At 43.0% G+C, this 24598-nt stretch carries 21 protein-coding genes and 1 riboswitch; of the genes, 12 read left to right on the top strand and 9 right to left on the bottom strand.

Annotated elements, in window-relative coordinates:
- Positions 1-10: 10 nt before the first annotated feature.
- The gene (gene thpR / locus AC1U9U_RS01915; protein ID WP_479958863.1) at positions 11-574 is read left to right on the top strand and encodes an RNA 2',3'-cyclic phosphodiesterase; all 564 of its coding nucleotides are present in this window, start codon (positions 11-13) and stop codon (positions 572-574) included.
- A 20-nt stretch (positions 575-594) separates the two neighbouring features.
- On the opposite strand, the gene AC1U9U_RS01910 is transcribed toward thpR, so the two are convergent.
- The 4 genes from AC1U9U_RS01910 to AC1U9U_RS01895 form a co-directional block, all read right to left on the bottom strand.
- The gene (locus AC1U9U_RS01910) at positions 595-1206 is read right to left on the bottom strand and encodes a TlpA family protein disulfide reductase (protein ID WP_479958862.1); all 612 of its coding nucleotides are present in this window, start codon (positions 1204-1206) and stop codon (positions 595-597) included.
- Positions 1207-1251: 45 nt separating this feature from the next.
- Complete coding sequence (locus AC1U9U_RS01905; RefSeq protein WP_479958861.1) at positions 1252-1923, bottom strand: cytochrome c biogenesis CcdA family protein; 672 nt, start codon at positions 1921-1923, stop codon at positions 1252-1254.
- A 128-nt stretch (positions 1924-2051) separates the two neighbouring features.
- The gene (locus AC1U9U_RS01900; RefSeq protein WP_479958860.1) at positions 2052-3599 is read right to left on the bottom strand and encodes a sensor histidine kinase; all 1548 of its coding nucleotides are present in this window, start codon (positions 3597-3599) and stop codon (positions 2052-2054) included.
- Complete coding sequence (locus AC1U9U_RS01895; protein WP_479958859.1) at positions 3589-4284, bottom strand: response regulator transcription factor; 696 nt, start codon at positions 4282-4284, stop codon at positions 3589-3591. The genes AC1U9U_RS01900 and AC1U9U_RS01895 overlap by 11 nt, the downstream gene beginning before the upstream one ends.
- A gap of 235 nt (positions 4285-4519) precedes the next feature.
- Here AC1U9U_RS01895 and AC1U9U_RS01890 point away from each other — a divergent pair, with 235 nt between their 5' ends.
- From AC1U9U_RS01890 to AC1U9U_RS01870, 5 genes are all read left to right on the top strand, one after another.
- Positions 4520-4969, top strand: coding sequence for a DUF2680 domain-containing protein (locus AC1U9U_RS01890; protein WP_479958858.1), 450 nt, complete (start codon positions 4520-4522; stop codon positions 4967-4969).
- A 139-nt stretch (positions 4970-5108) separates the two neighbouring features.
- Positions 5109-5369, top strand: coding sequence for a hypothetical protein (locus AC1U9U_RS01885; RefSeq protein WP_479958857.1), 261 nt, complete (start codon positions 5109-5111; stop codon positions 5367-5369).
- A 206-nt stretch (positions 5370-5575) separates the two neighbouring features.
- Positions 5576-5757: riboswitch (Lysine riboswitch) on the top strand.
- A 241-nt stretch (positions 5758-5998) separates the two neighbouring features.
- Complete coding sequence (locus AC1U9U_RS01880; protein ID WP_479958856.1) at positions 5999-6853, top strand: transporter substrate-binding domain-containing protein; 855 nt, start codon at positions 5999-6001, stop codon at positions 6851-6853.
- A gap of 134 nt (positions 6854-6987) precedes the next feature.
- Positions 6988-7752, top strand: coding sequence for an amino acid ABC transporter permease (locus tag AC1U9U_RS01875; RefSeq protein ID WP_479958855.1), 765 nt, complete (start codon positions 6988-6990; stop codon positions 7750-7752).
- 17 nt (positions 7753-7769) lie between these two features.
- A complete protein-coding gene (locus AC1U9U_RS01870; RefSeq protein WP_479958854.1) occupies positions 7770-8513 on the top strand; it encodes an amino acid ABC transporter ATP-binding protein in 744 nt (247 codons plus the stop codon).
- Between the two features lie 123 nt (positions 8514-8636).
- Here AC1U9U_RS01870 and AC1U9U_RS01865 read toward each other — a convergent pair whose 3' ends face one another.
- Positions 8637-10481, bottom strand: coding sequence for an ABC transporter ATP-binding protein (locus AC1U9U_RS01865; protein ID WP_479958853.1), 1845 nt, complete (start codon positions 10479-10481; stop codon positions 8637-8639).
- A 240-nt stretch (positions 10482-10721) separates the two neighbouring features.
- Between AC1U9U_RS01865 and AC1U9U_RS01860 the strand changes: the two genes are divergently transcribed.
- Positions 10722-11291, top strand: a complete 570-nt coding sequence (locus tag AC1U9U_RS01860; protein ID WP_479958852.1) for a manganese efflux pump MntP — start codon at positions 10722-10724, stop codon at positions 11289-11291.
- Between the two features lie 57 nt (positions 11292-11348).
- Here the strand turns inward: AC1U9U_RS01860 and AC1U9U_RS01855 are convergent, their stop codons facing one another.
- From AC1U9U_RS01855 to AC1U9U_RS01845, 3 genes are all read right to left on the bottom strand, one after another.
- Positions 11349-12251 (bottom strand): glycine betaine ABC transporter substrate-binding protein, encoded by a 903-nt coding sequence (locus AC1U9U_RS01855; RefSeq protein ID WP_479958851.1) that lies wholly within the window; start codon positions 12249-12251, stop codon positions 11349-11351.
- 100 nt (positions 12252-12351) lie between these two features.
- Positions 12352-13188 (bottom strand): ABC transporter permease, encoded by an 837-nt coding sequence (locus AC1U9U_RS01850; RefSeq protein ID WP_479958850.1) that lies wholly within the window; start codon positions 13186-13188, stop codon positions 12352-12354.
- Positions 13157-14401: a quaternary amine ABC transporter ATP-binding protein gene (locus tag AC1U9U_RS01845; RefSeq protein ID WP_479958849.1), complete on the bottom strand. Its 1245-nt coding sequence runs from the start codon at positions 14399-14401 to the stop codon at positions 13157-13159. The genes AC1U9U_RS01850 and AC1U9U_RS01845 overlap by 32 nt, the downstream gene beginning before the upstream one ends.
- A 403-nt stretch (positions 14402-14804) precedes the next feature.
- Here AC1U9U_RS01845 and AC1U9U_RS01840 point away from each other — a divergent pair, with 403 nt between their 5' ends.
- Positions 14805-15992 (top strand): pyridoxal phosphate-dependent aminotransferase, encoded by a 1188-nt coding sequence (locus tag AC1U9U_RS01840; RefSeq protein WP_479958848.1) that lies wholly within the window; start codon positions 14805-14807, stop codon positions 15990-15992.
- A gap of 204 nt (positions 15993-16196) precedes the next feature.
- Positions 16197-18497 carry a cell wall-binding repeat-containing protein gene (locus AC1U9U_RS01835; RefSeq protein ID WP_479958847.1) on the top strand — a complete coding sequence of 767 codons (2301 nt, stop codon included), beginning with the start codon at positions 16197-16199 and terminating at the stop codon, positions 18495-18497.
- A 63-nt stretch (positions 18498-18560) separates the two neighbouring features.
- Here the strand turns inward: AC1U9U_RS01835 and AC1U9U_RS01830 are convergent, their stop codons facing one another.
- Positions 18561-19631, bottom strand: coding sequence for a methionine synthase (locus AC1U9U_RS01830; protein ID WP_479958846.1), 1071 nt, complete (start codon positions 19629-19631; stop codon positions 18561-18563).
- 263 nt (positions 19632-19894) lie between these two features.
- Between AC1U9U_RS01830 and AC1U9U_RS01825 the strand changes: the two genes are divergently transcribed.
- The 3 genes from AC1U9U_RS01825 (at position 19895) to AC1U9U_RS01815 (ending at position 24577) form a co-directional block, all read left to right on the top strand.
- A complete protein-coding gene (locus AC1U9U_RS01825; RefSeq protein WP_479958845.1) occupies positions 19895-22831 on the top strand; it encodes an ABC transporter substrate binding protein in 2937 nt (978 codons plus the stop codon).
- 107 nt (positions 22832-22938) lie between these two features.
- On the top strand, positions 22939-23733 hold the full coding sequence (locus AC1U9U_RS01820; RefSeq protein ID WP_479958844.1) for a cell wall-binding repeat-containing protein: 795 nt from the start codon (positions 22939-22941) through the stop codon (positions 23731-23733).
- Positions 23693-24577, top strand: coding sequence for an N-acetylmuramoyl-L-alanine amidase (locus AC1U9U_RS01815; RefSeq protein ID WP_479958843.1), 885 nt, complete (start codon positions 23693-23695; stop codon positions 24575-24577). The genes AC1U9U_RS01820 and AC1U9U_RS01815 overlap by 41 nt, the downstream gene beginning before the upstream one ends.
- The last annotated feature ends 21 nt before the right edge of the window (positions 24578-24598 follow it).

Below are 24598 nucleotides of genomic sequence, written 5' to 3'. Positions count from 1 at the left end.
GGCGATAAATATGCGGGCTTTTGTAGGAATTGATTTTGCCCAGGAAGTAAAAACTGAGATCTATGAGTTTCAGCAAAGGTTACGGGGTTTTGCCCAAAAAGGAAGGTGGAAGCACCGTGATAACTTCCACCTAACCTTAAAGTTCCTTGATGAGATTACGCCGACTCAGAAGTCGCGGATTGATGAATCCTTGTTTAAATTATGTTCAGAGGAACCCCCCTTTATTCTGGCTTTAAAGGGAGTAGGTATATTCACCGGCAAAGAATCCATTCGGGTCTTGTGGCTTGGCCTTACGGGTGATGTAGAGGAATTAGAGTCACTTCAGAAAAAGGTTGATAGAGCATTAACTCCCATAGGTTTCGCTCCGGAAAGAAGACGCTTTAGCCCCCATATTACGATTGGTCAGGATATTCTCTTTACAGCCGGATTCGCAGAGATTAAGGCAGTGGTCAAAGATCTGAAGTTCAGCCCAATTAAGGTAGATAGGATTCATCTCTTTAAAAGCGAGCAGATTCAACACAAAAGAATTTATACCAGGGTTTCCGATTATCCTTTGCCAGCTACTATAAGATAGCCGCAAAGGGGGGGAAAAGCTTATTTTTTTAACATGCTGTCAAGGACTGTTTCCAAAGTGCTTTTCATTAATGGCCCCCGATAGCCGGTAAAGATATAACCTTCTGAATCAATAAACAGGGTAGTGGGAATAGTGGTTACCCCATAGCTAGTCGCCGCCTGCGTATTTTTATCCAGATATATGGGAAAATCGTACCCTTCTTTCCGGACAAATTCTACCCCGGAAGTCTCGGTTTCCCGCTGACCATCGACCAGGTCAATCATTAGAAAAGCTGCTTTATCTTTATATTCACTATAGACTTCATTGAAATGGGGCATTTCCTGACGGCAGGGAGGACACCAAGAAGCCCAGAAGTTAACTACTACGGGCTTACCTTGAAAATCGGAAAGCCTATACTCGGTGCCGTCTGTCCCATAGACAGTGAAATCAGGGGCCATGGTCTTCTTCTTTTCCTGGGGGGAATCCGAATCTTGGGAATCTTCTGAACCTTGGGAGGCCTCATCACCCTGGCCTAACCGGGCCTGTTGGCCGGATTCAAATTTCGCAGACAATGAGGAATAGGCACTATAAGCAATCCCGAGGAATAAAGCGAATACTACGATACCTAAGATAACTTTAGTTTTATTATTCATATATTTTTCTCCCTTAACATTTTTACTAATAGCTATGACCTAGGGCTAGAAGGAAAGTAGTCCAAGGAAATAGCCCATCATCCCGGTAGCCATTAATATCCCGACTATGACTAGAAGCCCTCCTGAGATTATGTTGATAATCCGATAGTTTCTTTTAATAAAGTCAAAAGTGGATTTTAGGCGATCGATAAGTACAGCACTGGCGATAAAGGGAATTCCCAGTCCCAAAGAAAAACATAGGAGCATCAGAATTCCTTTAAGGCCCTCTCCCTCGGTAGCTGCCAACATTAAGGCTGAACCTAAAAATGCGCCGACACAAGGTGTCCAACCAATGGAGAAAATTATACCAAAGAGCAGGGAAGGGAAAAATCCCATCTGAGGAACATTTAAATTCAGTTGTCTGTTCATATTCAAGTAGGGAATCCGGACTGCGCCCATGAAGTTGAGCCCGAAAATAATCACAATCAACCCGGTCACAAGATTAACCCCTTGGTTATATTCCCGTAAAAAGCTCCCCATGGTTCCGGCAAAAGCCCCCAGGGTAATAAAGACTAAGGTAAAGCCAAGAACGAAGGCCAAAGCATTGGTCAGAGTTCTTTTTTTATTGCCCTCCGTTCCCTGTCCGGCAAAGTAGGAGATGTAAATGGGCAGCATCGGCAGTAGACAAGGGGAGATAAAGGTAATTATTCCTTCCAGAAACAAAAGTAGGTATTCCACACCACCATCATCCTTTCTGATCTAGTTTAGAGTTATATTATTCTAAAGGGAATACCCCCCAAATGACTGTAACTAATGTCACACTATACTACGCAAGTCATCATGGGCCAAAGTGAAGGATCTAGACTCTAGGGCCGTAAATCAAAATTAAACTCAAACTGGGTTCCTTTCTTTAGCATACTTTCTACGGCAATGGTAATATTGTGCCGGTCGGCAATTTGCTTGGCGATGGCCAGCCCCAGACCGGTTCCGGTTTTGTTTTCCGAAGTCTTCCCTTGATAAAATCGCTCAAAAATATTGGGCAAATCTTCCGGAGCAATTCCACTTCCTTCATCAATGATAGCTACGGTATTGCCGGTCAGCACGACGAGAACTTTACTTTTGGGCGGGGAGAATTTAATAGCATTATCGAGGATGATCAGAAACATCTGCCGCAATCGCACATAATCCCCTTGAATCGCAAAGGGTATTTTAGTTGGTCTACTCTCTAGATTCACGGTGATTTCTTTGCTGCGGGCAATATTTTGGGCACTACGGATCACATCACTCAGTAAATCGTTAAGGTTGATTTCTTTCTTTTCGATCTTAAAATCGGGATTCTGTAGACGGGTTAGGTCTAAGAGATCATTGACTAAACGCTGCAAAAAGATGCTTTCGTTAAGCATTTGCTGATGATAGGCTTTAATCTGATTAGGATCAGTGATGACTTCGTCGCAGAGAGCTTCCAGGGATCCTCTGATGACTGTAACCGGAGTTCTGAGTTCGTGGGAGATATTAGAAATAAAGTCACGGCGTAGTTGTTCCAGTCGTTCACTTTCGTGGCTGGCTAACTCCAAACGCTCACTTAAAATATCGATGGCGGAGGCTAATTCGCCAATCTCATCCTTCTGATGCACCCCAGTCCTAGCTAGGTAATCGCCTTGGGCAAGCTGCAGGGTGGACTTCTTCATAAGATTTAAAGGCTTGGCAAAAGTATAGGCCAGGAGGATAGATAATGAAAGGGAAAGAAGAAGAGCAGCCCCAATACTAATACCTAGGATACCGCCCCCACGTTTAAGGGCTTCGGTGGTTCCCTCAATTGGAGAATGGAGCAACACTGCCCCGACCACTTTTCCGCCGGAATTAATCGGTGCCCCCACGGTTAGGGTGGGGGTATTGAGGAGTGAGCTGAATCCTTCGCTAAAGGTGGTCTTGCCTTGAAAGACTTCTTTAACAACTTGGTCGGCATCCGCGGGCAAGTCTGAATAGTCAATGGATCTATTGGTCATATGGCCGATTGTAAGCAACTGAAGATTTTCATCAACGATCCAGACATCTGTCATGGCGATTTCATCGAGAAAACTTAGATAGGCTCCATAGCCCATCATGTAGGACATCATGCCGCCCATGCCATTCTTCCCACCGCTGCCCATCCTGCCACCGGACATCATGCCGCCCATGTAACCGTTGCCGTTTCGCGGTCCTAAGTTACCCCCGGCGGCTCCCGATTGGTCACCTTCGATATAGGTTGAAAGGGTAGAAGCTATGGAAGCAGCTCGCTTTGCTAATTCAGCTTGGTGAAGTTTTATTGTTTGGTCCTTGAATAAGGTCATAAAAACCCCGCCGATGATGACAGTGAACAAAAGAAGGGCTACGGAAAAATAAAGAGTAAGTTTTAAGGCGATTTTATTTTTCATTAATTATACCCTCGAATTTATAACCTACGCCCCAGATGGTTTTTATCTCCCAATATTGATGGGGAAAAGCATCCAGTTTGGAACGAAGGCGTTTAATATGGGAGTCCACTGTGCGAATATCCCCGAAATAATCGTAACCCCAAATGCTATTGAGGAGATTATCCCGTGAAAACACCTTGTTGTTATTGGTTGCTAAGGTCCAGAGAATCTCGATTTCCTTTTTGGTTAAAGAGACCGGTTGTTCGGAAATAGTTACGATATAGTCGTCAAGATTGATCATAAGGTTATCGAAGATATGAATTTGTTTTTTCTGCTCATCGGATTGGCCGATCCTTCTGAGAATTGCTCTGACTCTTGCCATGACCTCCCCTGGGGAAAAGGGCTTAACAATATAATCATCGGCCCCAATATCCAAGCCCATAATCCGCTCAAAATCTTCCCCACGAGCGGTAATCATAATAATAGGAACATTAGAGGATTTGCGGATTTCCCGGCAGACTTCGAAGCCGTCGATTTTTGGCATCATAACATCCAGCAGCACAAGATCCGGCTGAAGCTTATGAAAAAGCGCCAAGGCTTCACAACCGTCAAAGGCAATGTGGGGCTGGTAGCCTTCCTTCTTGGCGTATTCCTGTAGAATCGAAGTGATCTGTTTATTATCATCAGCGATTAGAATTTTTAACATAAAGTTCCTCTCCAATTTATTACCTATACCTGATTATATCATAATCAGGTATAGTCTAGAAAAAGTCTGTGTCAGAAGTATGGCATTCAGATATTTAAAAACATAAAATTAGAATATTAATGACATAGTTATGTCACAGATTTAGTTTATTCTATACTCACAGGATCAGTGGTGAAGAACATATTTCGTTGTTAACACTGTAATTCTGAGTAATAAAGATATGGAGGTAATGTACATGACTAAACTAAAGAAAATTATTGTGGCCGGGGCTGTTGTGCTAGCGATTGGGGCAACTTCCTCTACCGTACTCGCAGCATCCAATTACAGCAATCCTGCCGAAGCTTTAGCGGGCCTCACGGGCAAATCAGTGGATAGTGTAATCTCTGAGCGAGCCGAAACAGGAAAAAGCTTTGGCATGATCGCCGCTGAAGCAGGCAAATTGGATGAGTATCAAAAAGAGATTTTAGAAATGAAAAAGGATATCTTAACTAAAAAAGTCGAATCCGGCGCACTGACCCAACAAGAAGCTGATCAACTCGAAGCAGTTATCGAGGAGAACCAAGCTTATTGCAACGGGACCGGTTATGGTAGGGGCCGGGGTATGATGGGATCAGGCTATGGAATGTATGGTCGTGGTCAGAGTGGCTGTGGCTGGGGAGGCTTTGGTTATAATCTGGGCCGATAATCGGCATTTCCACGCCCCATCGTTACAGCAGCGATGAATTAAAAAGAATTTTTCCAGATAGACAGAGCAATTGATCACTATGACCCAAAAGATAAAATGGCTTCCCTTAGTTCCGAAAGGATTAAGGAAGCCATTTTTTTTGCTCAATTCTAAAGCTATCAATGATGTAGTAATGGAGTTCAGCTCTACTTCAGAAGAATTGCCGGCTTCTATGCAAAGTATGACAGAAGCCATTAACCGAATTGCCGGTGTCTCTAATGAAGAGGCCATGGGGGCGACCAATATTGCCCATGAGGCTTCAGCAATCTTAGATATGTCTCAAAACGTTATCGAACTGGCAGGCAACGCTAAAGAAAAATCCGGTCAGCTAACCAGGGCTGTAATGCAGTTTAAAATCTAATGTTTCATAGTCGTCCCGCATCCCTTTAAACTTTTTGGCAACATTTTTGGATAAAACTATTTTCTGCCATATTCAAACTCCTTTATACGGTTTGTCCTTACTAATATTATGAGCATTGTGTCAAAAAGCTATATGGCGATAATGGTTGACAGAAGTCCCACAGTAATGTAGACTTAAAATAATTCTATATGTAACCTCACTTTTTTGGGTGGGGTAGAGGCGCGATGTTTATTAGTCCTTTTTGGAGCGAGAGCAGTGATGATACTAAGGAGAAGGAAATGTCGCCGAAGCAAATAGTACGCTCGGTATTATTTGCTGGGTCTGCAGTGAATAGTTGCAGAACTGTCTCAATAGACATCCCTGTTTATTGAGTTGTGCTATCTCGTCGGGGGAAAAGAGGGGTAATTAGGGTAAAAAGATTTTTATGACCTGAGTTCCGTCTCAGGTCTATTTTATTTTTAACATCTGGACTTCCATGCCGCAAAGCGATACCTATTGTTGGGATCAAGGTACTTCGCTTTGCTCAGTATGACAACGGACTAGTTTATGTGTCATCTTCAAGGAATAATTGACAAAGGATTTTAAAAAAACAGATAATAATGGTAAAAAAAGAAGGAGAGGGTTCTATAATGAAAAAGAGATTATCATTATTGGTAGCAGTGGTTGTATCTGCAATGCTGCTGGTAACCGGTTGTGGTTCCAGCAGTACGCAACAAAGTGGGGGAAATAATGCCCCGGCGGGATCTAGTGACAATGTGTTTAGAGTTGGTATGGAGGCCGGCTATGCACCTTTTAACTGGACTCAAGTGAATGCTTCCAATGGTGGCGTAAAAATCGATGGCGGTGCTGAGTATGCCGGGGGCTATGATGTAGAGATCGCCAAAAGAATTGCCGAAGGCTTAGGCAAAGAACTTGTAATCGTTAAGACAGAGTGGGATGGCCTTACACCTTCTTTGACTTCCGGAAAAATCGATGCGATTATTGCCGGTATGTCTCCAACCGAAGATCGTAAGGAAACCATTGATTTTACCGATATTTACTATCAATCTGACTTGGTGATGGTGGTAAAGAGCGGCAGCAAGTATGAGAATGCCACATCCATTCAAGATTTTAAGGGTGCTAAAATTACTGCCCAGCTGAATACTTTCCACTATGGTGTAATTGACCAAATCAACGGTGTCGTCAAAGAACCCGCTATGGATAATTTCCCGGCAATGCGGGTAGCCTTGCAATCCGGCTTTATCGATGGTTATGTCTCCGAACGCCCGGAAGGTGTCAGTGCCCAAGCCGCTAACAGTGACTTCAAAATGGTTGAGTTTAAAGAAGGATTCCAGACTTCCCCCGATGATACCGCCATTGCTGTTGGAGTGAAGAAAGGCAGTGAACTTACTGCTAAAATCAATGAAATTCTTAAAGGAATCTCGGAAGCAGAACGCCTCCAGATCATGGACGAGGCTATTAAGAATCAACCTGCGGCTAACTAAGTAATTAGATTCTTTGTCACTACGAATAGTGTTTCATAAAACCGGCTACATTTAAATGCAGTCGGTTTTGTCCGCTTAGTACACGATGAATTCCACCAAATGAGATTACAGACAATATTGTAAGGGGGAGAATGATGAGCTTAGAGTGGATTATTCGAATATTTTCCGAGAATTGGCCTATGTTTCTACGGGGAGCTGGGATCACTCTTTTAATCTCCATTATTGGTACTATCATCGGCTCACTTATCGGTTTGTTAATCGGCGTTATACGTACTATTCCGATGCCGGAACGAGGACTTAAAAGAATACTTCTTAAAGTGGTCAATGGGATATTGGCCTTCTATATCGAATTCTTCCGGGGCACCCCGATGATCGTTCAGGCTATGGTAATTTTCTATGGAACAGCTCTTGCCTTTGGGATCCATATGGATCGTTTATTCGCCGCGATTTTTATCGTTTCCATTAATACCGGGGCCTATATGTCGGAGATTGTGCGGGGCGGAATTATTTCTATTGATAAAGGGCAGTTTGAAGCGGCTCACGCCATTGGTATGAACCATATTAAAACTATGACTAATGTAGTAATGCCTCAGGTCATTCGTAATATTCTTCCTGCCACAGGGAATGAATTTGTTATTAATATTAAAGACACTGCGGTTTTGAACGTTATCTCCGTTTCGGAACTTTATTTCCAAACCAAGTCGATTGCCGGAAACAACTTTAGGTATTTTGAGGCCTTTTTTGTAGCCCTAATATTCTATTTCATTATGACCTTAACTATTACTAGGATTCTACGTTATATTGAGAGAAGAATGGATGGACCGGAAAGCTATATTATGAATCAAATGCAGGTAGCTACACCGGAAGATATATTGCGACATAATCAGCAGAATAAGTAGGAGAGGGGGAGTAACCTGTGGAAAAAGTCATTGAAGTTCAACATTTAAGCAAGTCCTTTGGAGCCAATGAGGTCTTGAAGGACATCGATTTTTCTGTGTACAAAGGAGAAGTTGTCTGCATTATTGGCTCCTCCGGTTCCGGTAAATCAACCCTTCTTCGTTGTATTAACCTTTTGGAAAAACCCAGTGGCGGTCAAGTTATTTATAAAGGTGAAAATATCTTAGACGATAAACATGATGTCTATCAATATCGGCAAAAGCTAGGGATGGTCTTCCAGCAATTTAACCTGTTTAATAATCATAATGTCTTGAGCAACTGCATGGTAGGCCAGATCAAGTTGTTAAAACGTGCCAAAGCCGAAGCTGAGGAAGTAGCGATGAAATACTTGCGAGTGGTTGGTATGGAGCAATACATCAATGCTAAGCCCAAGCAGTTATCCGGTGGGCAAAAGCAGCGGGTAGCGATTGCTCGGGCCCTTTCCATGGAGCCCGATGTCATGCTCTTCGATGAGCCTACTTCAGCTTTAGACCCGGAGATGGTGGGGGAAGTTCTCAAGGTAATGAAGCAACTGGCCGAATCCGGACTGACCATGTTGGTGGTTACTCATGAAATGGGATTTGCCAAAGAAGTTTCCGACCGGGTGGTATTCATGGATAAAGGGGTTATCGCCGAAGAAGGACCACCTGAGCAAATCTTTAATAATCCAGTCCAAGAACGGACCCGGGAGTTCCTAAAGCGGACCTTAAGTCCGCAAGTGTAGGCTAGCAGGCGATCTTTCAGACTGAGCACTATCAAAGTATTTAGTGGTACTCTAACCAAAAGAATCTCTTGAGGAAAGATACTTCACTTATTCAAGAAGAAGATGACCTTGGCAGGTTGGTATTCACCTGCCAAGGTCGTTTTTAATATCCTCTAAAGCTACTTTAAATTGGGTCTCATAAAGTTCCTTATATACCCCCTCCTGCTCCACTAATTCCAAATGGCTACCTTGCTGGACGATTTCCCCGTTCCGGAGTACGATGATTTCATCCACAGCCATAATTGTGGAAAGGCGATGGGCGATGATAACACTGGTTCTGCCTTGAAGAATCGGTTCGATAGCCTCTTGGATAAGGTTTTCATTGATGGAATCAAGGGAAGAGGTGGCTTCATCCATGATAAGAACCTTGGGGTTCTTTAAGAGAACCCGGGCAATGGAGAGGCGTTGTTTTTCACCACCGGATAATTTTAAGCCCCTGTTTCCCACCAGAGTGTCAAAACCATCGGGGAGAGCGCGGATAAAATCAAAGATATTGGCCTCTTGGCAAACCCTGATCAAATCTTCTTCTGTGGCTTCTTCATTGGCGTAGAGCAGATTCTCCCGAATGGTACCGTTGAATAGATAGCTATCTTGGGGAACCATGCCAATGTTTTGGCGTAGATAGGCAAGGTCAAGGTCGCGAACATCCTGGCCATCCAGCAAAACTCTGCCCCCGGTAACATCGTAAAGCCTGGGAATCAAGTTAACCAAAGTGGATTTTCCGGTTCCGGAAGGGCCAACGATGGCTACAGACTTGCCTTTTTCGATGTTAAGATTCAGACCTTTTAAGATGGGTTTGCCATCGTAATCAAAGGATACATTATCAAAAACAATTTTTCCTTCACAAGCCCTAGGGATGATGGCATGAGGGGAGTTTTTTATTTCCACAGGGATATCAAAATAATCAAAGATACGGGAAAACAATGCCAGAGAGCGGATTACATCCACTTGCATGGTTAAAAGTACATCCACGGGACGATAAAGGCGGCTCAGGAGGGCGACAACCACGGTAATATCTCCAACAGTCAGGTCTGAACCCATTTTGATGATAAGATAACCCCCGGCCAGATAAATGATCATGGGCCCCATGTTGATAAAGGTATCAAAGATAACCCGAAAACCTTTACCCACCAGTACTTCCCGAACGCTCAAGCGGGTGATTAGTCGGTTGATCTTTTCGAATTTCCGGTATTCCTTGTTCTCCCTAGTAAACAATTTAACCAAAAGCTGCCCGCTCACACTTAAGGTCTCATTAAAAAGCTGGTTGGCGGCATCGGTATGTTCCTGTTTGGCCATGGTCAGGGACCAACGACGGTTACCCACTTGATTGGTAGGAATGATGAACAAAGGGACGATGATAAGGCTGATTAAAGCTAGGGTCCAGTTTTTTTGAAAAAGGGCTACGGTGGTTGTAATTAGAATGATAGAGTTGCTGACAATCTTGGTCAGGGTACCGACAATCACACTTTGAATTCCATTAATATCTGTGGTCATCCGGGTGATGATATCGCCTTGGTTGTTATTGGTAAAAAAACGATGGGACATCTCTTGCAAATGGCTATACATCTGATTTTTCATATCATAGATGATATTTTGTGCCACCCAGGTGGTTAGGTAACCTTCAAGTATATTAATTAGGTTGGAAGTTACGAGGACGACAAAAGAAATTATTATTAACTGAACCAATAGGGTGAAGTCTTTACCGATTAGGCCCTCATCAATAATTCGCCCGGATAGAAGAGGAGGAAGGAGTCCAAGGATCGATGAGAAAATTATGGCGAAGAATACCAGGGCTAGTCTGGGCCAGTAGGGGAGAAGATAGCTCAAGATCCGTTTGAGAAAAGCTTTGGTTATCTTAGGTCGGTTTTCTATTTCTTTATCCGTTAGGGGGGAGTGGATGCTCCGACCTGGGACGCTGGCATACCGCATATAATCCTTCTTTCGCTCCGTTTCTAAAGTTATGGATAATAATGCCTAGAAATCCTGTCGGCGAGGATATATAGTAATTATAGGATATTCTTGTTCAGGTGTCACTTTTTTGGGGAGAAATCAATCATGGGCAAATACGATTGAAAATAGTGGATAAATAATATAATATTTTAATTCGGGGTATTTAAAATATGGGGAAATATAAGTCTATTTAACCTGAAATAGTTTTAGTTAGGAAGTATGCTGATGGGAAATCTAGAATTATTCATTATCGCTGTTGGGCTTTCCATGGATGCTCTTGCCGTAGCCATCAGTAAGGGATTGTCCATGAGCAAGATGAGTTACAGAACCGCTCTGGTCACCGGAGCTTTTTTTGGTGGCTTTCAGGCTTTCATGCCTTTGCTTGGCTTTTTATTAGGAACCAGATTTGAGTCCTATATTACTTCTATCGACCATTGGATAGCTTTTATATTACTATCTTTAATCGGTTTAAATATGATTAAGGAGTCTAGAGGCCCCTGTGAAGTAATTGAGGACCGTTTTAATCTAAAAGACATGGTCCTCTTGTCTTTAGCCACCAGTATTGATGCCTTGGCTATCGGTGTGACCTTCGCTTTTTTGCGGGTCAACATCATCCCTGCCGTATCCATGATCGGCGTGATCACCTTTGCCTTTTCTTTTTTAGGAGTAAAGATTGGCAATGTATTTGGGGAATATTATAAATCAAAGGCGGAATTTGCCGGCGGGGTGATTCTTATCCTTATGGGGCTGAAGATTCTTTTAGAGCATCTTGGGATCATCGGTTATTGATAAAAAGTCCCTAAGATAATCCTTTGTAGGGTATCCTAGGGACTTTCGATTATTTGTTTACTTAATCCAGCCGTCCACAATGGCTTGGTTTTCGGAGCTCCACTTTTTAGCAGCTTCTTCCGGCTTCATACCATCGTTAATATAGGCTTCCAGTGTACCGATTTGGGTGTCATCCATTTTGAATTTCTTCAGCATCCCGGCTACTTCCGGATTATTTTGGGTGAACTCCTTATTCGCTAAGGTATGGATGTGCTCGGAGGCACCGTAGGAGCCTTTTGGATCTTCAAGGTATTTTAAGTCATACTTAGCAAACTTCCAGTGGGGACTCCAACCGGTAACAGCTATCCACTCTTGATTGCGATAGGCTTTTTCCAAAGCGGCGAGCATGGCAGCCTCGGAGCTTTGGACTAGTTCATAATCCAAACTATAATCAGTTATGGCTGCCTCTGAGGCTTTCATGATTCCGGCACCCGGGTCAATGCCGGTGAGCTTTCCGCCAAATTCATCCTTTTGGGAATTAAGTTCTTCAATAGAATTAATATCTACATAACTAGGAACCACAAGGCCAATCTTGGCTTCACCTTCGTACCATACTCCATAATCGTCAAGTTTATCTTGGTATTTTTTCCAGTAGGCTTCGTGAGTAACCGGCAACCAGCTATCCATAAAGAAATCTAAATCTCCCGCAGCCAATCCGACAAAGAGGGGAGCGGCATCTAGACTCTTTAACTCTACCTTATAACCCTGGTCTTCAAGAATTACCTTCCAAAGATTACTTACTGCCACACACTCTGCCCAATTCACATAGCCGATGGTGATTTTTTTGTCTGCGCCATTGGTTTTACCACCTTGGCTATCTCCTGAACTTGAAGTAGTGCCACATCCTACCAAGCCGATAATGAGCATAGACACCATTGCCCATAATAGGATTTTTTTCCATACTTCTTTTTGTACTTTCACCTAATCACCCTTTACAATAGATTTTTTTATTTAGCAGCCATCCGCTTGGCTTTTGCTAAGCCAGGCAAGGTAACCTTTGGGAAGGCAGTGCCCTTAAGATTTACTTTGCCGCTATGCGGTTGTTACGGATAATTCCTTGACTGAGTCGGTCTAGAATCATAGCAATAATAACTACGGCTAGGCCATATTCAAAGCCCTTACCGATATCCATCTGGGAGATTCCGGCCAGTACTCCGGCTCCCAGCCCTTGGGCCCCAATCATAGCAGAGATAACCACCATAGAAAGGGAAAGCATCATGGTTTGGTTGATTCCGGCCATGATGGTCGGTAATGCCAAGGGTAATTGGATTTTCCAGAGCATCTGCTTGGAATCGGAGCCAAAGGCCTCTCCTACTTCTACCAGTTCCACCGGGACCTGACGAATGCCCAGATCCGTTAAGCGGATAACCGGAGGCATAGCAAAGATCACTGTGGCAAAGACTGCAGATACGGTGCCAAGCCTGAAGAATAGCAAGGCAGGAATCAGATAGACAAAGGAAGGCATTGTCTGCATAAAGTCCAGAATCGGAGAGAGGATTTTATGAAATCCATCATGGCGTGCACCCAGAATTCCTAAAGGAATCCCGATCACAAAAGATACAAAAGAAGCGATCAAGACTAGGATTAGGGTATCGAGAAAGGCAGACCAAAGTTCAAGATTATAGATCAGGTAAAGCCCTGCCGTTGTTCCTACGGCTAAACGCCATCCTTTGGCCCGCCAAGCTAAGAGGGCGAAAGCAAGGATGATTAAATACCAGGGAACTATACCTAGACCATCCCGGATAAATTCTGTAAATAGGGTTACGGATTTTGTAAAGGCATCGAAGGCATCCCCCATATACAAGAGCATCCATTCGACTCCGTTATTAACCCACTGCCCCAAAGGTATTCGTGTCATTGACTTCACCTCCGGTGGTTATATCTGTGTTTACTGATTCCGCTAAGGCTGCTAGTACGGCACCTCGGACAATAATACCGATCAGATGCCTCTCTTCATTGACTACCGCTAAAGGAACTTTGCTGTTGGCGATAATCGGTAAGATATCTTGGACGTGGACATTTCCATCACGAGTTGGAACTCGGATTAGCTTGACATCCTGGAGACTTTGAACACCACGCTGGCGGGCTTCGATGGCCAGATCAGCATTAATGAGCCCGTGCAATACTTTGCTCCGATCCACCACGAAAACACTGGAAAGACCGTGCTCCTTCATGACCTGAAGGGCTACATTCGGGCCATCCTTAATTTGAACAACAGGCTGCGGCCGCTTCATGATATCCTTGAGAGTCAGAATTTTACTGCGATCAACACCGCGGGCAAATTTGGCTACATAATCATCGGCCGGGCTACCGACAATTTCTTCCGGTGTACCTATTTGGACTAGGGAACCATCCCGAACGAAAGCAATACGATCACCGATTTTTAAAGCCTCATTCAAATCATGAGTAATAAAGACGATAGTCTTATTCATCTTCTGTTGAAGATTTAGCAACTCATCCTGCATTTCCTCACGAATTAAAGGGTCCAATGCACTGAAGGCTTCATCCATGAGCAGAATATCCGGGTCATTGGTGAGAGCGCGTGCTAACCCTACTCGTTGCTTCATTCCACCGCTTAATTGATCGGGGTAGGAATTTTCCCAACCGGCAAGCCCTACCATTGCTAAGGATTCCATAGCCTTTTTTTCCCGTTCGGCCTTGCTTATTCCTTGAATCTCTAAGCCGAAAACCGTGTTTTGGAGAACTGTACGATGGGGTAGGAGGGCAAATTGTTGGAATACCATTCCTAGTTTCTTTTGGCGAACCTTTCTAAGCTCTTGCGGTTTTAACTTTGTAATATCGATACCATCGATAAGGATAGAGCCTGCACTAGGTTCGATTAAGCGATTAAGACAACGGAGGATGGTAGATTTACCACTTCCGGAAAGACCCATGATAACGAAGACTTCCCCGACTGTTACTGTAAAGCTTACTTTATTGACACCTACTGTTTGCCCGGTCTCAGCAAGAATCTGCTCCTTACTTAAGCCTTTCTCTAAGAGATTGAGGGCTTTCTGGGGTGAATTGCTAAAAACTTTAACCAGATTGTTAACCTCTATTTTTACGCTCATATTCGACCTCCTCTCAAGAATCATCAGGATAGCTGATGACAACTTCCATAAACGAGCGAGTTGTTACTTGATAAGTCTATACCTTTTTTTAACAGGATGTCAAAAGTGCTCAGGTCTGATAATTCCTGCTGAGCCGTCCTCAGAGGACATGAGCTTAAATATCCTAGCGGAGAGGGTAACATCCTCCAAAATACTGACACACTCAATAATTTATATAAGTTGTCAGCTGAAGAACCCCTCCTTGTCGCAGATGCTTACAAACACTAAACTTTAAGAAATAACTGTAAAGACAAGATAAAGATCTAAACTTTAAGATGATTTAAAAAATATAAAGATTTGCCGATATGTTAAAAAAGGTGTTATGATGATAGAAGTTACTTCGATTAATAGTGAGGCGATGGTTATGATTTCAAATACTATGAGGGAGCAAGTCAAAAGCAGCTCTATCATTCGGGCCATGTTTGAGGAAGGAAAACGCCTTGCCTCAATATATGGTGCAGAGAATATCTTCGATTTTAGCCTGGGTAACCCCAGCGTGGAACCACCGGTTGCGGTGAAAAAGGCGATATTAGAGATAATTAACGAAGAAAACTCTATGGCTGTTCATGGTTATATGAATAATTCCGGATTTGAGAGTGTCAGGGAGGCAATCGCTAACTCACTAAATATGTGCTTTGGCACTAAGTTTACCTATGAGAATATCCTGATGACCGTTGGAGCAGCCGGTGGCCTGAATGTAATTTTTAAGACCCTACTCAATCCTGGAGATGAGGTCATTGTTTTTGCTCCCTTTTTTGGTGAGTACCGTAATTATGTCCAAAATTACCAAGGTCGGCTTGTCATCATTTCACCTAATAGGTCGGACTTTCAACCTAATTTGGTGGAATTTAGAGAGAAAATCGGTCCCAAGACTAAAGCAGTACTGATCAACTCCCCTAATAACCCCACCGGTGTGGTGTATTCGAAAGAAACTATTAAAGAACTCGCGGGTATTCTTAGAGAGAAACAGCGGGAATACGGCACAGAGATCTACCTGATTTCAGACGAACCTTACCGGGAGCTTGCTTATGACCAGGTGGAAGTGCCTTATTTAACTAAGTATTATGAGAATACCATTGTAGGATACTCTTTCAGCAAGTCACTATCTTTACCGGGAGAGAGAATCGGTTATTTAGTGATTCCCGGTGAGGTTGCCGATTATGAAAATGTCCTTGCCGCTGCCAATATTGCCAATCGGATCTTGGGCTTTGTTAATGCACCCTCCTTATTCCAAAAAGTAATTGCCAAATGCCTTGATGCCCAGCTGGATTTGGACAGCTATAATCGGAACCGTGAGCTTCTCTATAATGGACTTTTATCCTATGGCTATGAATGTATCAAACCCGAAGGGGCCTTTTATCTGTTCGTAAAGACTCCCCTGGACAATGATGTTGAATTCTGTAATCTGGCCAAGGAAAAAAATATTCTTATTGTCCCCGGTACTTCCTTTGCTTGCCCAGGCTATGCTCGAATTGCTTATTGTGTGGCTTATGAAACAATTGAGAGAGCTCTGCCGGAATTTAAAGCCCTGATCGAAGAAATAAAGGCTTAATTACTGTCAGATACATTCTGATAAATACGTCAGTGATTAACAAAGGCTTACTTAGGTTTCTAAAATCGTGTAAGCTTTTGTTTTTTTGTTTATATTAATTTAAGAATTATTTAAGATTTATAAAGGAAAAAGTATGGTAGATTTATATATAAATATTCGTGCAAAAATCAGGACCGGCTAAGTAAAGGTAAAGGAGGAAGAGAGATGAAAGTAATAAAAATCAGAAAAAAGCCATTTATTACTCTGGCTTTTTTAAGCTTATTATGGGTGTTGTTTCTTCCTACTTCTGCTTGGGCGGATTTTGCCCCTACCGTGAAAACTTTTGGCGGTTCTGATTGGGAAGTTTTTAATGCCGTGGATCAAACGCAGGATGGAGGCTATGTGGTAGTAGGGCATAGCAACTCCAACAATGGGGATTTAGAGGGGCTAAATAAGAAATATTCAGATGCGCTTATTGTCAAATTTTCCGCTAATGGTGAGGTCCAATGGGTCAAAACCTTCGGTGGCAGTTCAATTGATAGCTTCAAAAGTGTAAAGCAAACGAAGGATGGGGGGTACATAGCGGTGGGTTCCAGCTCCTCCATCGATATGGATATGGCCAACTCTCGTAAAAAGATTCGCGAAGGGGATCGGGATATTTCCAATGTGGATGCCATAATTGTCAAGTTTAATTCCACAGGGGATGTGGAATGGTCAAAAGATTTCGGTGGGAGCAAGCTGGACATCTATAACGGAGTCGTGGAGACAGATGCAGGGGATTTCTTTGTTGTCGGCGAATCGGAATCCAGTGATGGAGATATGGCCGGCTTAAGCAAAGGAAGTAGTGATGCCATTTATGTCAGCTACAACCATAATGGAGAGTTTCTGAGTGCTCATACTTTTGGCGGCACCTCCGGCGATGGCTTTAATTCAGTTGTAAAACTACCCGATGGAAGTTTTGTGGCGGTTGGCTATAGCAGCAGTAGAGATCGGGATTTACAAGGCACAGGAACAAGCTTGCTTAAAGGAATAATCGTTAAGATTGGTAAGGACTTGAGTATACCCTGGTCGACTTCCGTAGACTTTACAAGTCCCGAGTACCAACGTTTGGTCTACTCTTCCGGTAATGGATTCCAAGATGTTAAAACCACCGGTGACAACGGATTGATTGCGGTGGGAAAAGGAACCTATATTGACCGTAAAGAGGATGGCAGCGGCAATATGAATGAAGACGGCAGGATCTATAAATTTGATTCGGCGGGAAATGTGGAATGGTTCGATATTTACACTAATCAAGCTTATACCAGGTTTTTTGGTGTGACCCAGGGCCTTGATGGGACCTATACAGTAGTGGGAGATAGCTACATGCCACAAGCGAAAAAGATCATCGCTTTAAGGTATGACGCACATGGGGTACGACTTTGGGATCGTGAAGATGAAGGTAGCCGTAACAGGTATTTAATGAGTATCCAAACTGTTGGATCTCAATATGTGGCGGTGGGTTCTAAATATATCCAAGGGAAAAGTGATGAGGGTCTATTATATATTGGCGGCTTCGAAGAAATTAACGAGAAGTTAATTATGACAGCGGGTGTATCCCCAAATAGTTCCTCAAACACCACAGATAAGATAAAGGTGAAAGATACGGAGCGTTTGGGAGGGGAAAATCGCTATGAAACAGCCGTAACTACAAGTCAAAAGGGCTGGGAAAGGTCCGAGAATGTTGTCCTGGTCAGTGGTAATAATTTTCCTGATGCATTGGTAGGCTCAAGCTTTGCTCAATTAAAAAATGCCCCAATTTTGATCACTCCTTCCGATTTTCTGAACCCTTTGACTAGAGATGAAATACTCCGCCTGGGAGCTAAGACGATCTATATCCTTGGTAATTACGATTCTGTAACGAAGAACCTTGAGGATCAGCTAAAGGGTAATTACCAAGTCGTGCGGATCGGAGGGGTTGAAGTATTTGACACTGCTGTCAAAGTTGGCGAAGAAGTACGCAAGCAAAAGCCCTTTGATACCGTAATTATTGCGACCCAGCATAATTTTCCCGATGCTTTAGCCATTGCACCTTATTCTGCTATGGAGAATATTCCAATTTTATTTACCCATATGAATGAATTGAGGCCGGATACCAAGAAGGCTCTAAAAGATTGGGGAATTAAAAATGCTATTATCTCCGGGGGATCGGGGGTGGTTTCTCTGGAAGTGGACTTGGAACTGGATGACATGGGGATTACAGTTACTCGACTGGGTGGACTGGACAGGTATGATACGGCTTTGGCTATTGCTAGACACTTTGGTGCGGGAAATCCTCCTACCGCCATATCCATCGCTACCGGGGAAAACTATCCTGATGCTCTCACCGGAGCGGTGCTGGCGGCTAAGTATAAAACTCCCCTCATTCTAGTCAACAAGAATCGGGCCAAGAAGACAGTGTTGGATTACCTCAACGGCCTTTCCTTACAAAAAGCCTATATCTTTGGTGGAGCGGGGGTTGTCGCAGATAGTTTGGTAGAAAAGTAGGTAAAATTGAAGGGGACGCTCACATGGTTTTTAACCAAGTGAAGCGCCCCTTTGGCGTTCTGATTAGGTATAAATGGCACTTAATTCATACAAAAGCCGGTAAACCCGTTCTGCCAAAGCAATATCCAAGGCACCGGTACCACAGCTTGGGGTTAGCATACTCTGTGACCTCAATCTTTCTTCTTGAACTCCTCTTTTCACAAGCTCGGCTATGTTTGTTTCTAAACGCCGGCTTAAACTAGATGCTGACTCTTCCCATGCTTTCACTGAAGTCGGAACAATTCCCCAAGAAAGTATGCCGCCTTTTTTCAAAAATTCCTCCAGTGGTTCGGCCAGTACTGTCATACTGGTCATGTATTCATAAGCATCAAAATTTACGACTTTGATTTTTGAGTCAAACAGAAGAGTCCAATCCATTCCCGCACAGACATGTGCTCCGGGTACTCCGCCTGCTTCGAGAATTCCTTCGGCGATCTCATTGAGATTGGCAATTAGAGTCTCTCGATCAAGAGTAAGGTGGGATGAAGCACCATAGGCATATAGCCCCGGGTCATCGATGGACATTAGGACCGGTAATCCATACCGGGTCAATTGCTTAGTCTGCCAACGAGCATGGACTCGTAAGGATTTAACAAAAAGATCTCGCAGCAGCTCGTCATAATAGACAGCCCGGCGATTAGGGTCGGTTATTTGCATGCCTACGGTTACGGGACCGCTCAATTGCCCTTTTAATAACTGTGCTCCTTGAGTTCCCTTGTGATTAAGCTCATGACGGAACGCTTCAAATCCAATTCCTCCCTCAGGGGTGAAACCGAATTTTTCCAGGGCTGATTCGTCTCCCGACTCAGTTAGAAGATAATATTCGTAAAAACTTGCCATGCGCTCCACCCAATCTGCGGCATCTACTTGGAACCGTGGTTGGTCAAACCCTGCGATTAAACCTGTCTCTACAAGCGCTCGCAGGTATTGCCCAACAAAGGAGCTCTCGGCTCCCAGGGTGGGAAGTTGCGGCCAATGGGGTGCTTGGGGCAGGGTTTTCCATATTTGTGCTAGGGCAGTCTTGGCATCTCGGTAGGGGAGGCTGCCTACACCTGTGGCAAGGAAGTTTGGTTTCCAGCCTTGTGAATCCAACATATCTTAACCTTCTTTCTCTAGCTTGTAATTTAGTTCGTTATTTATCTTCGGATATTATGGTTAGGGGCAGTGAATATCTTGAGTATTTAGACTACTCTTACCTGATTATAGCTGGCATGGTAAAGAGGAGCAAGAATTTTAGTAATTGAAATAAATTTAAGTTGGATGTTCTAAGAGCAGGAAATAAGCATTAAATGAAGAATATAGAGAGAAAATTCAGAAATTAGGAGGGAGTAGGGCGGTTGATTGAAAGGGGGATTATCATGAGTAAGGTAACGATCAAAAATTGGTTAAAATTTATTATTTTTACTTTATTAATTAACTTATTCTTTTTTGCACCCACTTCAGGATATGCTGTCCAGGAACCGGTAAATATACTGGTTCTAAACTCTTACCATCAAGGATTAAAGTGGACGGATGATCAGACCGAAGGAATTCTACAAAAGTTACGGGATCCTTTGGAGAGACAGATATATATAGAGTATATGGATTGGAAAAGGTATCCTAATAAGGAGCGTTTAGAAAGTCAGTATGACTATTTAAAAACAAAATATCAAAATAAGAAGATCGATTTACTCCTGACCACTGATGATGTTGCCTTGCAATTTGCCCTAAATCATCGACAGGAGATCTTTTCCAATGCACCGATTGTTTTTAGCGGTGTAGTAAAGAGCAGTGCCGACCAATTATTGAAAGGCCAAGACAGAGTTACCGGGGTCTATGAGAGTTCTGATGCCGAGGGTACCCTGAGGCTTGCTCTGCAGCTTAATCCGCATTTAAAGAGTATTTATATTTTGCATGACCAATCTGAAAGTGGTCGGGATAGCGGAAAAGATGTTATCGAGGCTGTTGCAAGACTGAATGCTGCTGAAAAACTAGGACTTACCGCATACAGCTTGGCGGATTTGAGTATTGAAGATATAGATAAAAAAGTGGCAACCCTAGGAAAAGAGAGTATCGTCTTGGTCGGATCTTATAATATGGATAAAGACGGCAAAATACTGTCACCAGAGTCGGCAGCGAACCAAGTTAGTATAAATAGTAGTGTCCCGGTATTTTCTTTATTTGAGTTTCTCCTGGATAGCGGAGTCACGGGGGGAAGCTTGGCCAGTGGTTGGATTCAAGGTGAATATGCCGGTGACCAGGCGTTAAAGATCCTCGGTGGCCGAGACATAGGTGAATTGCCAATTCTTGAAGAGGGAACCTTTGTTAAAGGTCTAAATTATAAGGAATTAGTACGTTTCCAGATTCCGAAAAAATTAATACCCAAGAATAGTACGATAATCAATAAGCCCTTCTCTTTTGTTGAAACTTATCGCACCTTGGTATATTCGACAGGGGCAGTATTTGTTTTGCTCCTTTTATTAATCGTAGTTCTTTTGGCCAATGTAAGTAAACGTAAAAAGGTTGAAAGACATTTACGAACTAAGAATGAAGAAATCACCGCCATGCATGAAGAGTTGACAGCTGTGGAGGAAGAACTTAGACAGCAGTTTGATGAGTTGGTACAACATCAGGAACAGTTAAAGAATACCAAAGAACTCTATCAATTGGTGTTGGAGGCTGCAATCGATGCCATTTGGGATTGGGATATACTTAAAGACACCCGGATTTTTCACTCTAAAACCTTAGATATTTTAGGCTATTCTAAGGAAGAGATTAGTAAACGCCGGTTCTGGATTGCCCTTATTCATCCGGAAGATCAGCCGGTACATGAGGAAAATATTACTAAGCATTTGAACGGGGAAACCGAGAGATATAGCTGCGACTACCGTATTAAAGCCAAAAACGGAAATTATCGGTGGATTCGTGCTTTTGGCAAGGCCCTATTTGACGAAAAAGGTAAGCCTTATCGAATGGTTGGCTCCCATCGTGATATTTCTGAACTGAAAGAGCAGCAAATGAGAATAGAATATCTTGCTTATCATGATTTTTTGACTGGGTTACCTAATAGGGCGATGATCCAAGAAATAATTCATAACGAGATAGTAATAGCCAGTAAAAAAGACACTATTTTTGCAGTTTTGTTCTTGGATATTGATAATTTTAAATCCATTAATGACTCTTACGGGCATACCACAGGAGATAAACTTTTAATTCAAGTAGGACGATGTTTGTCCCAAATACTAGGGGACCAAGTGGTAAGTAGGTTAGCCGGCGATGAATTCCTGATTCTTCTTCATGATCTCAAAGAGAAGCAGGAAGCCTTGGCATATGCAAAAAAAATCATGGAGCTGTTCGAAAAAGCCCTTACCGTTGGTGAGCAATTATGTTATGTTTCTGTAAGCGTTGGGATTGCTTTTTATCCAGAAGGTGGGGATAATTATGAGGAGCTGTTGAACAATGCGGATACAGCAATGCATAATGCCAAGGAATTAGGTAAGCGAAATTATGTAGTATTTGACCAAGAAATGAAGAAGGCCGTTGTGGAGAAAGCAGAAATCCAAAATAATTTGCGTAAAGCAATCGAGGCTGAAGAATTTGTACTTCATTATCAACCGCAAGTAGACCCCCATACGGGAAAAGTATTAGGCTTAGAAGCATTAATTCGCTGGCAAAAGGATAATACAATTATTCCTCCGAATAAATTTATTGGTATCGCCGAAGAAACAGGGCTAATTGTACCCATAGGGGAATGGGTCCTGCAAACAGCCTGCGTCTTCTTGAAAAAGCTTCACAATATTGGTCACAAAGAATTGACCATAGCGGTCAATATTTCCGCAATACAATTGCATGAAGAATATTTTGTGGAAAAGGTCTTAAAGGTATTGCGAAAATGTGATCTTGATCCCAGTTATTTAGAGTTGGAAATTACCGAGACCATGCTCATAGAATTCTTTGATACAAAAGTCAATCGCGTTTTGACAAGTCTCAAAGAAAATAACATTAAAATATCCTTAGATGATTTTGGACGGGGATATTCTTCGCTCAACTATCTAAAGGAATTGCCAATTTCAACATTAAAAGTTGATAAGTCCTTTGTTGACGATATTAATAATACATATGGACGTGAAAATATGACCGGGTTAATAGTGTCTTTTGCACATGAACTGGGTTTAAAAGTAGTAGCAGAGGGTGTAGAAAGGCTTGAGCAAAAAGAGTATCTTATGAAGTATAAATGCGATGCCATACAAGGATATTTGGCCAGCAGGCCATTACCCGAGGACCAGGTAATTAAGATGTTGGAGAGCAGCAAATAAAATGTAGAGATAATGCTGGCACATAATTCCAATGACCTTCGAATTGGCTCATGGTATAATCGAAAATGTCTATTTATGTCGATACCATGACCGGAGGAGGTAAATTTATGCAATGGAAACGGGTTTCATCATTGCTGTTGGCGACGGTTCTTTTTTTGAATTTCTCACCTTACACGGTCTTGGCTTCTGACACATCTACAGGGTTTTCTAAGACTGAGGTAACGTCGGAGTATACTGAAACGGTCGCTTCGACAGTCAGGCTCTATGGCAGGGATCGGATCGCTACTTCCATTGCTGTCTCCCAACAAGGGTGGATAACCTCAGATATCGTTATTCTTAACGAGAAAAACAATTATGCAGATGCTATTGCAGCTACGCCGCTGGCTGTTCAGCTGGATGCACCTGTCCTTTTAACTCCGGGTGGTGGTCTTGACCAACGGGTGAAAGAAGAACTGAAGCGTTTAAAGCCCCAGAAGATTATACTCTTAGGTGGTAATGGTCGCCTATCAACTAATATTGAGAATGAACTCACTGCTCTTAATTATGATTGGGAAAGAATCGGCGGACTGGATCGTTATGAAACTTCGACTTTGATCGCCGAGAGGGTAAATAGCGATTCTATGATCCTGGTCAATGGTGATGATTTTGCAGACGCCCTGTCGGCTGCATCCTATGCAGGGATTGAACAGATACCGGTTGTCCTTATGTCTAATCCAAAATTCCCTCAAAAAGTAGCCGAGTATTATCAAAAGAAACGGCCTGGCCGGGTTATTGTGGTTGGTGGGGATGGTGTAGTACCTGATCAGCTTCTCGCGGAACAAAATATCCCTCTAACCATTCGTTTAGGTGGGAAAGACCGCTATGAGTCGGCGGCATTATGCCTATGCGCAAAACTCTTATGAATCAAAGCAGCTTTATTTAGCTTCTGGTGAACAATATCCCGATGCGATGGTGGGAACTGTTCTAGCCGCTAAAAATAAGTCGGCTTTGCTTATCACGAGACGTGGGAGTCTGCCGGGTTCCCTTCAAACCATTTTTGCCCCGGAGAAAGTTGCGTCTATGGAAATCTTTATTCTCGGTGGTACCGGCGTTGTTTCAGGGAAGATACAGGCTGAACTTGAAGGGAAAAACTCTCTAGAGTATTTGCTTATAGGTAAAACGGTGGTTGTCGATCCCGGCCATGGGTTTCCAGACCCAGGTGCTATTGGACCCAGCGGATCGAAGGAAAAGGATAACAACTTAGCTATTGCTAAATTGTTGGCTACTAAGTTAGAGGCTATCGGTGCTAAAGTAGTTTTGACTCGTGAAGATGATTATTCCCCTGCTTATTCCCCGGAAAAACGGCATACCGAAAGGGATGATCTGCAGAAACGGGTTGATATTGCGCATGAGAACAATGCCGATTTATTTATCAGTATTCACAATGACTCTTGGCAAACAGCCCATGGTACCACAACCTTCTATTCATCAACGAATCCTAGTGGTGCTTTAAGTTATCGATTAGCTCTATATATCGAAAGTGAATTAACACAGGCTATAGGTACAAAAAATCTTGGCGTGAAGGATTCACGCTTATATGTAACTAGGAATACCACTATGCCGGCAGTTCTCGTCGAGGTGGCTTTCATCTCCCACCCCACGGAAGAGAAGCAGCTAATGGATGATGCTTTCAGACAAAAAGCGGCTCAGGGCATTAGTGAAGGGGTCCAAGCTTACATCCGCTATTTGGAGGGCATAAAATTATAGGGCCTTCTTATTAAGTGGTGT

It is taken from the genome of Desulfitobacterium sp., from assembly GCF_982384815.1.
The sequence above is the reverse complement of the archived record's forward strand: the minus strand, read 5'-3'. Positions and strand labels throughout refer to the sequence as shown.